11 protein-coding genes are annotated in these 12,429 nt (G+C 66.5%); 1 reads left to right on the forward strand and 10 read right to left on the reverse strand.

Annotation, left to right across the window (positions count from 1 at the left end; translation table 11 throughout):
* Positions 1-31: 31 nt before the first annotated feature.
* The 6 genes from AC5Y2L_RS23425 to pafA form a co-directional block, all read right to left on the reverse strand.
* Positions 32-2,749, reverse strand: a complete 2,718-nt coding sequence (locus AC5Y2L_RS23425) for a DEAD/DEAH box helicase (protein ID WP_499931536.1) — start codon at positions 2,747-2,749, stop codon at positions 32-34.
* 87 nt (positions 2,750-2,836) lie between these two features.
* A complete protein-coding gene (gene tatC / locus AC5Y2L_RS23430) occupies positions 2,837-3,799 on the reverse strand; it encodes a twin-arginine translocase subunit TatC (protein ID WP_499931539.1) in 963 nt (320 codons plus the stop codon).
* Positions 3,800-3,836: 37 nt separating this feature from the next.
* A complete protein-coding gene (tatA, locus tag AC5Y2L_RS23435) occupies positions 3,837-4,097 on the reverse strand; it encodes a Sec-independent protein translocase subunit TatA (protein ID WP_499931541.1) in 261 nt (86 codons plus the stop codon).
* Positions 4,098-4,176: 79 nt separating this feature from the next.
* Entirely contained in the window at positions 4,177-5,145 is a 969-nt protein-coding gene (locus AC5Y2L_RS23440; protein WP_499944752.1) for a helix-turn-helix transcriptional regulator, read from the reverse strand.
* Positions 5,142-6,143 carry a helix-turn-helix transcriptional regulator gene (locus AC5Y2L_RS23445; RefSeq protein WP_499931545.1) on the reverse strand — a complete coding sequence of 334 codons (1,002 nt, stop codon included), beginning with the start codon at positions 6,141-6,143 and terminating at the stop codon, positions 5,142-5,144. Before AC5Y2L_RS23445 ends, AC5Y2L_RS23440 begins: the two co-directional genes overlap by 4 nt.
* 34 nt (positions 6,144-6,177) lie before the next feature.
* Entirely contained in the window at positions 6,178-7,536 is a 1,359-nt protein-coding gene (gene pafA, locus AC5Y2L_RS23450; RefSeq protein ID WP_499931549.1) for a Pup--protein ligase, read from the reverse strand.
* A gap of 139 nt (positions 7,537-7,675) precedes the next feature.
* Here pafA and AC5Y2L_RS23455 point away from each other — a divergent pair, with 139 nt between their 5' ends.
* The gene (locus AC5Y2L_RS23455; RefSeq protein WP_499931551.1) at positions 7,676-8,638 is read left to right on the forward strand and encodes an AraC family transcriptional regulator; all 963 of its coding nucleotides are present in this window, start codon (positions 7,676-7,678) and stop codon (positions 8,636-8,638) included.
* Positions 8,639-8,967: 329 nt separating this feature from the next.
* Here the strand turns inward: AC5Y2L_RS23455 and prcA are convergent, their stop codons facing one another.
* The 4 genes from prcA to dop all read right to left on the reverse strand — a co-directional run bounded on the left by prcA (position 8,968) and on the right by dop (position 12,403).
* Complete coding sequence (gene prcA / locus AC5Y2L_RS23460; protein WP_499931553.1) at positions 8,968-9,744, reverse strand: proteasome subunit alpha; 777 nt, start codon at positions 9,742-9,744, stop codon at positions 8,968-8,970.
* Positions 9,741-10,601, reverse strand: a complete 861-nt coding sequence (prcB, locus tag AC5Y2L_RS23465; RefSeq protein ID WP_499931556.1) for a proteasome subunit beta — start codon at positions 10,599-10,601, stop codon at positions 9,741-9,743. The genes prcA and prcB overlap by 4 nt, the downstream gene beginning before the upstream one ends.
* Positions 10,598-10,792: a ubiquitin-like protein Pup gene (locus AC5Y2L_RS23470; protein ID WP_499931558.1), complete on the reverse strand. Its 195-nt coding sequence runs from the start codon at positions 10,790-10,792 to the stop codon at positions 10,598-10,600. The genes prcB and AC5Y2L_RS23470 overlap by 4 nt, the downstream gene beginning before the upstream one ends.
* A gap of 102 nt (positions 10,793-10,894) precedes the next feature.
* Positions 10,895-12,403, reverse strand: coding sequence for a pup deamidase/depupylase (gene dop, locus AC5Y2L_RS23475; RefSeq protein ID WP_499931560.1), 1,509 nt, complete (start codon positions 12,401-12,403; stop codon positions 10,895-10,897).
* Positions 12,404-12,429 lie beyond the last annotated feature (26 nt).

A 12,429-nucleotide genomic window follows, 5' to 3' on the forward strand; every position in this document is an offset into this window, starting at 1 on the left:
TCACGACATGTAACCGTAGCTCCGGCCAAGCCTACCCGGCGTCAACTGCGACGACGCCGCGCCGCACATCATTGATAGCTTGCTTGGCGGTAGTCCGCAGCGCGACGTCAGGCGCGGCGTTGCGAACCTGGTCCAGCAGGTCGAGAACCTGCCGGCACCAGCGCACGAAGTCGCCCGCCGAGAGCGGCGGGTCGGCGGCGCCAAGCGCGGCGGACAGATCTCCGGTGCGGGCCCAGCGGTAGATGACCCGCACGAAGCCGTCGTCGGGCTCGCGACTCTGGGTGATCCGGTGGCGTTGTTCGTCGGCGCGCAGTGCGTCGGACAGCCGGGAGGTCTGCTGCAGCGCCTGGCGCACTCGCTGGGTAGGCGACTCGGCCGCATAGGGGGCGCCGGGCGCGTCACCGCGGCTCTCGTACAGCACCGACGAGACCACAGCGGCGAGCTCGGCCGGTTTCAAGCCCGACCACGCACCGGTGCGCAGACACTCGGCGACCAGCAGATCGCTCTCGCTGTAGATCCTCGCCAGCAACCGTCCGTCGTCGGTGACCTGCGGATCGGTGGCCGGGCCGTGAATGAAGCCGCGTTCGGTGAGCAGCCCGACGATGCGGTCGAACGTCTTGGCCAACGAGTTGGTGGCAGCTGCCACCTTGCGCTGCAGCTGGGCATTGTCGCCTTCGATGCGCAAATAGCGTTCGGCCTGGCGAATCTGCTCCTCGCTGGCGTTGTGCGCGGGATGGCGGCGCAATTCGGCCCGCAACGACGCCAGCTCCGGATCATGGAACTCGTCGGCCTGTTCCTTACCGGCGCGTCGCCGTGCAGCCGGCAGCCCGGCGGCAGCCGACCGCAGCGCCGAAGCCAGATCCCGCCGAACCCGCGGCTGCCGATGTTCGACCCGCTTGGGCAAAGTCATCGAGCCCACCGGCGCCGACGCTCCCGAGTAGTCCGCCGACGAAATGCGGCCCGCCCATCGATGTTCCGTGAGCACCAACGGCCTCGGATCGGAGCTGTCGCGGGCGGTCTCGAGCACCACCGCCAGCCCGCCGCGCCGACCGTGCGTGATGGTGATGATGTCGCCGCGGCGCAGGGCGGCCAGGGCATCGCTGGCGGCCTGCCGTCGTTGCAGCCGAGACGCGCGGGCCTGCGCCCGTTCCCGCTCGGAAACCTTGGCGCGCAAACGGGCGTATTCCAGGACCGGCGCGTCGTGCCCGCCCAGCTCGACCGCAATCTCGTTCAGCATCCGTTTGCCGCGTTCGATGCCTCGGACCAGTCCGACGACGGATCGGTCCGCCTGATACTGGGCGAACGACTGCTCCAGCAACTGATGCGCCTGTTGCGGGCCCATCTGGTTCACCAGGTTGATGGTCATGTTGTAGGACGGGGCGAACGAGCTGCGCAGCGGGAAGGTGCGAGTGGACGCCAGGCCGGCGACGTGAGCCGGTTCGCTGTTCTCGTCGTTGGGGTTCCACAGCACCACCGCGTGGCCCTCGACGTCGATGCCGCGCCTGCCCGCCCGCCCGGTCAGCTGCGTGTACTCCCCCGGCGTTAGCGGCAGGTGTTGCTCGCCGTTGAACTTCACCAGCCGCTCCAGTACCACGGTGCGAGCGGGCATATTGATCCCCAGCGCCAGCGTCTCGGTGGCGAACACGGCCTTGACCAACCCGGCGGCGAACAGCTCCTCGACGGTGTGCCGGAACACCGGCAACATTCCGGCGTGGTGGGCCGCCAATCCGCGCAGCAGCCCTTCCCGCCACTCGTAGTAGCCGAGCACCGCCAAATCTGCATCAGCGAGATCGCCGCAACGGTGATCGATCACTTCCGCAATCTGTGCGCGCTCCTCTTCGGTGGTCAGCCGCAGCGGCGACCGAAGGCATTGGCTGACCGCGGCGTCGCACCCGGCCCGGGAGAACACAAACGTGATGGCTGGGAGCAGCGCCTCGGCGTCCAAGATCGCGATCACCTCCGGCCGCGCCGGTGGCCGGTAGAAGCGCGGCCGGCCCGAACCAGCCCGGCCGGAATTGCGGCGCGGCTGCCAATCGGTCAACCGATCGGCCTCACGACGATGCGCGATGTGGCGCAGCAGCGCAGGATCAACACGGGATTTGTCGGCATTGCTGTCGTAGTCGAACAGGTCGAAGAGCCGCTTGCCGACCATGAGGTGTTGCCACAACGGCACCGGCCGATGCTCGTCGACCACGACCGTGGTGTCGCCGCGCACGGTTTGGATCCAGCCGCCGAACTCTTCGGCGTTGCTCACCGTCGCCGACAGGCTGACCACGCGCACCTCGTCGGGAAGATGCAGGATCACTTCCTCCCAGACCGGACCGCGCATCCGGTCGGCCAGGAAGTGCACCTCGTCCATCACCACATACGAAAGCCCTTGCAGCGCAGGCGAATCAGCGTACAGCATGTTGCGCAGCACCTCGGTGGTCATCACCACCACGGGGGCGTCGCCGTTGACCGACATGTCGCCGGTCAGCAGTCCGATCAGGTCGCGGCCGTAGCGCGCCGTCAGGTCGGTGTGCTTTTGGTTACTGAGCGCCTTGAGCGGCGTGGTGTAGAAGCACTTGCCGCCCGACGCCAGCGCCAGGTGCACCGCGAATTCACCAACGACCGTCTTGCCGGCGCCAGTGGGTGCGCAGACCAGCACACCGTGGCCGCGTTCCAGCGCCGCACAGGCCCGCCGCTGAAAATCGTCGAGCGCGAATGGCAGCTCGGCGCTGAACCGGGCCAGCTCCGGCAGCTCCGTCACGCTGACGCCATCTCGCGCGAGGGTGCGTAAATGTACGTCAAAAGCGGCATTTCGGCGTGCATTTGCGCACGCTCGCGCCAAGGGGGTTCAGGTGACGTCGTCATGCGTTCCGCCAACCGCCGACGGCTCGGCTGTCGGCGAGGCTACTGGCTCCGGCGCTTCGATGACCGACGCTTCGTCGTCGGGAATCTGCGCTTCCCGCTTGGCTTTTCGCTTGTCGTGCAGCCGGGCGATCTGAATGGCCAGCTCAAGCAGCACAGTCAGCGCCAGGCCGAGTGCCGTCATGGAAAAGGGGTCCGACCCCGGGGTGAATACCGCGGCGAACACGAACATCGCGAAGATCAGGCCACGCCGCCACGACTTGAGCCGCTCGTAGGTCAGCAGACCCACCATGTTGAGCATGACGATCAGCAACGGGAATTCGAAGCTGACGCCGAATACCACCAGCAGGTTGATCAGGAAGCCGAAATACCGGTCGCCGGACAGCGCGGTCACCTGCACATCGCTGCCCACAGTCAGCAGGAAGCCCAACGCCTTGGACAACACCAGATACGCCAGCACCGCACCGCCGACGAACAGCACCGCCGCGGGGATCACGAAGGCCACCGCGAAGCGGCGCTCCTTTTGGTAAAGCCCAGGGGTGATGAACGCCCATAGCTGGTACAACCACACCGGGCAGGCCAGCACGATCCCGGCCGTCATGCCGACCTTGAGCCGCAGCATGAACTGGTCGAACGGCGCCGTGGCCAGCAGACGGCACTGCCCGTCGGCGCTGATCTCCGCACGCGCCGACCGCGGCAAAGAACAGTACGGGTACCGCAGCCACTCGCCGAGGCTCTCCAGCCCGAAGATCGAATGCGAGTACCAGACGAACCCGAAGATCGTAGTGAGCAGGATGGCGGCCAACGCGATCAGCAGCCGGGTGCGCAGCTCGGTGAGGTGGTCCACCAGCGACATCGTCGCGTCGGGATTGGTGCGGCTACGCCGGTTGCGCGGGTTGAGCCGCTTGAGTATGCCCGCGGTCCGCGCGGAGGTTTTGAAGATTTTCACCACGCTCGGTCAGGGGCGCCGCGGCGGCGATGCCGGGCTAGGCCGGCCGCGCCTCGGGGTGATCCTGCTGTTGCGCCGCCGGCGGGTCGACGCGCTGCGACTGCACGGGCGTGGGCGTCTCGATAGCTGCAGACGGTTGCGGTTTCCCCTCGGTCTGCATTTCGCGGACCTCGGACTTGAAGATCCGCAGCGACTTGCCCAACGAGCGTGCCGCGTCGGGGAGTCGCTTGGCACCGAACAACACGATCACCACCACGATGAGGATCGCCCAGTGCCACGGACCAAAAGCACCTGTCACTTTGATTACCTCCAGACGTTCACCCGATGCTACCGCAGCCCAGCCGGCCGCCGGTGCACTCGCGCCGCGGCCGGGCGGGTTATGCCTGCTCGGCGGCCTGATACGAGGCTAAGGCCGCTGCCGCGGCATCCCTGACTCGCCGCGCCAGTGACGTGGGTTCCAGCACCTGGACGGCGGCGCCGAAGCCCAGCACCAAGCGCGTCATCCAATCCTCCGACGCGTACGTCATGACCGCTTCGCAGGATCCGTCCGGCAGCTCGCGCACGTCGCGCATCGGGTAGTACTCGAACATCCACGCGGCCGAGGGGGCCACCCGCAGCTTCGCCGACGGCAGTGCGGGGTCGCCGTCGAACAGCGACGTGTCCGGCGGTGCCTGCAACGCCGGTTCGGGTGGGGCGGCCGGCTCGTCCAGCTCTGTGGCGTCGACGATCCGGTCGAACCGGAACAGCCGCACCCCCTCAGCCTCCCGAGACCAGGCCTCCAAATAGCTGTGCCCGCCGATCAGCAGCACCCGGATGGGGTCGACGATGCGGGTGGTCAACGTGTCATGCGAGGCGGCATAGTAGTCGATCTTCAGCGCGTGCTTGTCCTGCACCGCGGCGCGTACCGCGGCCGCGGCCCGGCTCTCGATGGGTGCCGGTTCGTCGACCGCAGCCACCCTGGTGTCGTGGCCGGCGGCGCCGGCTGCGGCCGCGAGCTTGACGATGGCGCTGCGCGCCGCCTGTGGATCGACCAGGCCGGGAATGTCGGCCAGTGCCCGCAGCGCCACCAGCAGGCCGGTGGCCTCGGGCGAGGTGAGCTTCAGCGGCCGGTCGATTCCGGCCGAGAACGTGACTTCGACGGTGTCGCCGGAGAACTGGAAATCGATCAGATCGCCCGGGGAGTAGCCGGGCAGACCGCACATCCACAGCTGGTTGAGGTCGGCCTCCAGCTGTTTGGGCGACACTCCGAGTTCGGCGGCCGCCTCCGCGCGGGTGATCCGGGGGTTGGCCTGGAAGTACGGCACCATGTTGAGCAGCCGCACCAAGCGAGTGGACACGGGGGTCATATGCGCCGCTCCTCCTCGACGCCGGCTTGAGCGCGTAATCGGGCGAGCACATCGTCGCGCAGGGACTGCGGCTCCAGCACAATCGCGTCGGGGCCGTAACCGGCGACGTCTCGGGCCAGGCCGTCGAATGATCCGACGTCGAGCTCGATCACCTCGCCATCGCGGCCGGCCAGTCGCCGCGGCCCCAGCGACCTTCCGGCCCGGCGCAACTGGGTGGCTCGGCCGTCGGCCACCCATACCGTGGCCTGGACACCGGTCGGCACCTCGCCGATGGTTTGCTGGACGATCTTGCGCAGGTCCACGTTCTCGGGCGCCTTGACCGCCCCAGGCGGGCCGATCGGCGTGACGTCGGCACCGATCCGCGACAGCCGGAAGGTGCGGGTGTCGTCGCGGTCACGGTCGTGGCCGACCAGGTACCAGCGGCCCCGCTCGGTGATGACGCCCCACGGTTCGACGGTGCGAGTGGCATACGGCGCACTGCGCGACGCGCGGTGCGGGAACTGCACCGCCTGCCCGGAAGCGATGGCCGCCAACAGGACTTCCAGCACCTCCTCCGATCCGCGCAGTCCCGGCACGCCGGCCGCCGACGCGATCGTCACGGGGGCATCCGGTTCGACGTCCAGCCCGGCAGCGCGCAGCTTGAGCAGTGCACCCTGGGTGGCGGTGATCAGTTCCGGGGACTCCCACAGTTGGGCAGCGACCGCGACGGCGGCGGCCTCGTCGGGCGTCAGCTCAACCGGTGGCAGTTCGTAGGCGTCGCGGTTGATCCGGTACCCCTCGGTGGGGTCCAGGCTTGACACTCTGCCGACCTCGAGCGGGATGCCGAGGTCACGCAACTCGTTCTTGTCTCGCTCGAACATGCGGGCAAACGCCTCGGCGCTGGGACTGTCCGAATAGCCAGCCACGCTGGACCTGATCTTTTCGGCGGTGATGTAGCCACGGGTCGACAACAAGGCGATGACAAGGTTCACCAGCCGTTCGACTTTCGAGATCGACATCTGCCTCAGGTTAGATCGAGTGGAGTGTGGGGGTTCACATGCTGGCGATCAGCCGTTTCACCCGCTCGTCGACCGCCCGGAAGGGGTCCTTGCACAGCACGGTGCGCTGCGCCTGGTCGTTGAGCTTGAGGTGAACCCAGTCGACAGTAAAGTCACGCCCCGCCGCCTGGGCGGCGCTGATGAACTCGCCACGCAACCTGGCACGGGTGGTCTGCGGCGGGTGGTCGACGGCCTCGGCGATCTCCTCGTCTGTGGTGACCCGAGTCGCCAAACCCTTGCGCTGCAGCAGATCGAAAACCCCACGCCCGCGCTTGATGTCGTGATAGGCCAAGTCGAGCTGGGCGATCTTCGGGTCGGACAGCTCCATGTTGTAGCGGTCCTGGTAGCGCTGGAACAGCTTGCGCTTGATCACCCAGTCGATCTCGGTGTCAACCTTGGCGAAATCCTGGCTCTCGACGGCATCGAGCTGACGCCCCCACAGGTCGACGACCTGCTCGATCTGCGCGTTGGGCTCCCGGATCTGTAGATGCTCGACGGCACGGCTGTAGTACTCCCGCTGAATGTCGAGCGCGCTGGCCTGACGTCCGCCCGCCAGCCGGACCGGCCGGCGCCCGGTGATGTCGTGGCTGACCTCGCGGATGGCACGAATCGGGTTATCCAGTGAGAAGTCACGGAACGGGACGCCGGCCTCGATCATCTCCAATACCAGGGCCGCGGTGCCCACCTTGAGCATGGTGGTGGTCTCGCACATGTTGGAGTCACCGACGATGACGTGCAGTCGGCGGTACTTCTCGGCGTCGGCGTGCGGCTCGTCGCGGGTGTTGATGATGGGCCGACTCCGGGTGGTGGCTGACGAGACGCCCTCCCAGATGTGCTCGGCGCGCTGGCTGAGGCAGAACGTGGCGGCCTTCGGGGTTTGCAGCACCTTGCCGGCCCCGCAGATCAGCTGACGCGTCACCAGGAAGGGCAGCAGCACGTCGGAGATCCGGGAGAACTCGCCGGCCCGCACGATCAGGTAGTTCTCGTGGCAGCCGTACGAGTTGCCGGCGGAGTCGGTGTTGTTCTTGAACAGATAGATGTCGCCGCCGATGCCCTCGTCGGCCAGGCGCTGTTCGGCGTCGACGAGCAGGTCTTCGAGCACCCACTCACCGGCCCGGTCATGGGTGACCAGTTGCACCAGACTGTCGCACTCGGCGGTGGCGTACTCGGGATGGCTGCCGACGTCGAGATAGAGCCGCGCGCCGTTACGCAGGAAAACGTTGGAGCTGCGGCCCCAGGACACCACTCGACGGAATAGGTAGCGCGCCACCTCGTCCGGCGACAGGCGCCGATGGCCGTGGAAGGTGCAGGTGACACCGAACTCGGTCTCGATGCCCATGATTCGCCGCTGCACGTAATCGAGGGTACTGGTTGTCCTGCCGCGAAGGTGAGTAAGCCGCGCCCAGAGGATGTCTGCAACGGGACCACCTGCTCAACGGCAATGCTGATAACGGCTGGCGGTGGGTATACAACAGCCCGATGAGGTGAGGACGATGGTCGACACGGAGGACGTGGAATTCGCCAGTGATGATCTGGATGCCACCGAAGACTTCCTGAGCCGGGTCTATACGCGGCTGAGCCTGAATGCAGACGGTGAGCGGTCCTCGGCGCACTTCGTACGACGGTGGATGGGGGACATCAACGCCGACAAGGTCAAGTTCGACTACACGCTGGCTTTCGACGCCAATCCGCTCGAACGCGTTTGCCTGGGCCGGATACGGTCAGGGCGGATCATCGAGCATATCTACCGGCGTCCTACCGAAGTGTTCGAGTCCGGGGATGTCAGGTTGTTTTCACCACCAGAACTTCCGTTCTCAGGTCAACTTTGTGGGCCGGCGTACGACTTGGTGATGTTCGACTCGCGGTTGCTGGATCGAGTCGCATCAGCGCCGGGTCGTGGTGATGAGCCGGTGCGACTGCTAGGCCAACAGCCGATCACCAAGGGCGCCGAACGACAGCTGAGCGCTGTAATGAACTACGTCCACGCCTTGGTGTTCGGGAATCCCGACGCCTGTCAGTCGCCGCTGGTGGTGGGGACGGTGGGTCAGCATGTGGCGGCCAGCGTGTTGGCCGCATTACCGAACAGCGCGCTGACTGATCCGACGATTCAGGACCGCCGGGACAGCACGCCGGTGTTATTTCGCCGCGCCAAGATGTTCATCGACGACAACGCCCACCGCGACATCTCCCTGGCCGATGTAGCCCGTGCTGTCTATGTGACGCCGCGGGCGTTGCAGTACATGTTCCGCAAGCACATGGACTGCACGCCGATGGAATATCTCCGCCGAGCGCGGCTGCACCAGGCCCATCATGAGCTGCTGGCCGGCGATCACCACAGGACCACCGTCGCGGCCATCGCCGCCAAATGGGGATTCGGTCACACCGGTCGCTTCGCTCTGTACTACCGCGAGACTTATGGCCAAAGCCCGCACACGACACTGCGATCCGGTGCCTGAACACCTCAATAGACTCCGCTCACCAATTGACCACGCTGCGTTAGGCGCGTGCTGAGGCGGCCGTAAGCGCGCGCGGCGGCTGTCGGCGATCGCCGCTCTGACCGTGTGATCCGGTCCGCAACCACGTCGAGTAGCTGGGGCACTAGTTTCGCCGAACCTGTAATTTTGCAGGCCGTTACTCGAGATTCCGCTGCAAATTTACAGGCTCAGCGATAGCCGGCGTCAGAAATATCGCGGGAAGCAACTCCAGTCCGGGCACCGCTTCTGCACCAAGGCGTCGCGACAGCGCCAATGACAAGCGGGCCGACTGGGACTGCGACGAATGGCCGTTACTTCGACGAATCGCCGTCGGCTTTGGCGTCCTTGGCACCGTCCTTGGATGCCTTCGATCCTTTGGGACGCGCCTTTTGCAGCAGCGATTCCAGGGCGGCGCCGCTGATCCGCCGGAACGCCCGTCGCGGCCGGTTGGCGTCGAGAATGGCCACCTCCAGCGTGGCCACGCCGAGCGACGGCTGATCGCCGCCGTTTGAACTGCCCGCCCGCAGCGCGTCCACCGCAATCCGCAGGGCATCGTTCAGATCGGCGTTCTCGGTGTAAGACTCCTTCAGCGCGGTGGTAATGGGCTCGGTCGTGCCGCCCATCACGACGAAGTGCGGCTCGTCGGCGATCGACCCGTCGTAGGTGATGCGGTAGAGCTCAGGCGGTTTGGTTTCGCCGTAGTGCGCGACCTCGGCGACGCACAACTCCACCTCGTACGGCTTGGCCTGTTCGGTGAAGATCGTGCCCAAAGTCTGCGCGTAGACATTGGCCAGCTGCCGGCCGGTGACGTCTCGGCGGTCGTAGGCGTAGCCGCGGGTGTCGGCGAACTGGATTCCACCGCGACGCAAATTGTCGAACTCGTTGAACTTGCCTGCGGCCGCAAAGCCCACGCGGTCGTAGAGCTCGCTGATCTTTTGCAGTGACCGCGACGGGTTCTCGGCCACGAACAGCACACCACCGGCATAGGCCAGCGCCACCACGCTGCGGCCGCGGGCGATGCCCTTGCGCGCGAGCTCGCTGCGCTCGCGCATCGCCTGCTCAGGCGAGATGAAGTACGGGAAGCTCACTTCTCACCGCCATCGGGACCGAAAGTGTCAGCGCGCGAACGGCTTTCGATGACCTCGCGGGCCAGTTCGGCAATCCGATCCTCGGGGACGTCGACCGCGCCGTTGGCGTCGATGCTGACCGCCGTCGGGTAGATGCCGCGGACCAGATCCGGTCCCCCGGTGGCGGAATCGTCATCGGCGGCATCGTAGAGCGCCTCCACGGCGACCCGCAGCGCCGAATCGGCGTCGGTGACTTGTGCATACAGCTTTTTCATCGACGACTTGGCGAAGATTGAGCCGGACCCCACCGACTGGTAGCCCTCTTCTTCGATGTTCCAGCCACCGGCGGCATCGAACGAGACGATGCGGCCCGCGCTTTCCGGGTCCGCTGCATGGATGTCGTAACCCGCCAGCAGCGGCAGCGCGACCAGACCCTGCATCGCTGCCGCCAGGTTGCCCCGCACCATGATCGCCAGCCGGTTCACCTTGCCGGCGAAGGTGAGCGGCACACCTTCGAGCTTCTCGTAGTGCTCGAGTTCGACGGCGTACAGGCGGGCGAACTCGACGGCGATGGCGGCGGTGCCGGCGATGCCCGTGGCGGTGTAGTCGTCGGTGATGTAGACCTTGCGCACATCGCGCCCGGCGATCATGTTGCCCTGCGTCGAGCGGCGGTCCCCGGCGATGACGACACCACCGGGGAATTTCAGCGCGACAATCGTGGTGCCGTGCGGGAACCGCTCCCCGCTGCCGCCCGATTGCGGCCCACTCAGGCTCGTTGGCAATAACTCCGGAGCCTGGCGGCGGAGAAAGTCGGCGAACGAGGACAGATCTACAGCGGAAGAGTTGAGAGACAGGCGATCAGAGAACGGCCAGGTCACTGTCCGCCCTTTTGGACGTACGCCCGGACGAAGTCCTCAGCGTTCTCCTCAAGGACGTCGTCTATCTCGTCGAGCAGATCGTCGGTTTCCTCGGTCAGCTTCTCGCGACGCTCCTGGCCAGCGGCCGTGGTGCCGGTGAGTTCGTCTTCCTCACCGCCGCCACCGCCACGCTTGGTCTGTTCCTGAGCCATCGCCGCCTCCTGCTTCGTGATCGGCCCCGGTGCGCGTCGACGCGCCCGCTGGTCTTGTCTACCCTACCGGTCGACACCGACGTTTCGTCGGGCTAACGACCTTCAGCTGGTGAGTTGTTCGACCAACTCCACCGCGCTGTCCACCGAATCCAGCAGCGCACCGACGTGCGCCTTGCTGCCGCGCAACGGCTCCAGCGTCGGGATGCGGACCAGCGAGTCGCCGCCCAGGTCGAAGATCACCGAATCCCAGCTGGCCGCGGCGATGTCGGCCCCGAAGCGGCGCAGGCATTCGCCGCGGAAGTACGCCCGGGTATCGGTGGGCGGTTTGTCCACCGCGTCGAGCACCTGGTGTTCGGTGACCAGACGCTTCATCGAGCCGCGCGCGACCAACCGGTTGTACAGACCCTTGTCCAGCCGCACATCGGAATACTGCAGGTCCACTAGATGCAGTCGCGGTGCCGACCAGCTCAGGTTCTCGCGCTGGCGGAAACCTTCCAGCAGCCGCAGCTTGGCCGGCCAGTCCAGCAGCTCGGCGCATTCCATCGGGTCGCGCTCGAGCAGGTCCAGCACGTGCGCCCAGGTTTCCACGATGTCGGACGCGCGCGGGTCCGGGTCGCGACTGTCGACCAGCTTGGCCACCCGGTCGAGGTAAATCCGTTGCAGCGCAAGGCCGGTGAGTTCGCGACCGTCGACCAGCGCCACAGCGGCCCGCAGCGTAGGGTCGCGACTGATGGCATGAACCGCGTGTACCGGGCGCGCCAGCGTCAGATCGCTCAGGTCGATCCCATGAAGCGGGCCTTCTTCGATCAGGTCAAGCACCAACGCCGTGGTACCCAGCTTCAGGTATGTCGACGTTTCGGCGAGGTTGGCGTCGCCGATGATGACGTGCAGCCTGCGATACCGGTCGGCGTCGGCGTGCGGCTCGTCGCGGGTGTTGATAATGCCGCGTTTGAGGGTGGTTTCCAGCCCGACCTCGACCTCGATGTAGTCGGAACGCTGGGAGAGCTGAAAGCCGGGCTCGTCGCCGGAGGGCCCGATGCCGACGCGGCCGGAGCCGGTCACCACCTGCCGGGATACCAGGAACGGGGTGAGCCCGGCGATGATCGCCGAAAACGGTGTCTGGCGGCTCATCAGGTAGTTCTCATGCGACCCGTAGGAGGCGCCCTTGCCGTCGACGTTGTTCTTGTAGAGCTGCAACTTGACCGCGCCGGGCACGCTGGCGACGTGCCGGGCCGCCGCCTCCATCACCCGCTCGCCCGCCTTGTCCCAGATCACCGCGTCCAGCGGGTCGGTGCACTCCGGCGCGGAGTATTCCGGGTGGGCATGGTCGACGTACAGGCGCGCCCCGTTGGTCAAGATCATGTTGGCCGCACCGACCTCGTCGGCGTCGACCACCGGCGGCGGGCCGCTCGACCGGCTCAAGTCGAAGCCCCGGGCATCGCGCAGCGGCGATTCGACCTCGTAGTCCCAGCGGGTGCGCTTGGCACGCTGAATGCCGGCCGCCGCCGCATACGCGAGGACGGCTTGAGTCGAGGTCAGGATCGGGTTGGCGGTCGGGTCGGACGGCGACGAAATGCCGTACTCGACCTCCGTCCCGATAATCCGTTGCATGCCGTAAAGCGTAGGCGCGCCGACTG

The organism is Mycobacterium sp. NGS66 (assembly GCF_059812225.1).

What these genes read in the sequence shown, in the direction of transcription:
- AC5Y2L_RS23445 (WP_499931545.1), bottom strand. Translation starts at nt 6,143, where the DNA reads ATGTCGATCTCGAAAGTCGAACGGCTGGTGAACCTTGTCATCGCCTTG.
- AC5Y2L_RS23455 (WP_499931551.1), top strand. Translation starts at nt 7,676, where the DNA reads ATGGTCGACACGGAGGACGTGGAATTCGCCAGTGATGATCTGGATGCC.
- AC5Y2L_RS23470 (WP_499931558.1), bottom strand. Translation starts at nt 10,792, where the DNA reads ATGGCTCAGGAACAGACCAAGCGTGGCGGTGGCGGCGGTGAGGAAGAC.
- AC5Y2L_RS23440 (WP_499944752.1), bottom strand. Translation starts at nt 5,145, where the DNA reads ATGACCCCCGTGTCCACTCGCTTGGTGCGGCTGCTCAACATGGTGCCG.
- dop (WP_499931560.1), bottom strand. Translation starts at nt 12,403, where the DNA reads ATGCAACGGATTATCGGGACGGAGGTCGAGTACGGCATTTCGTCGCCG.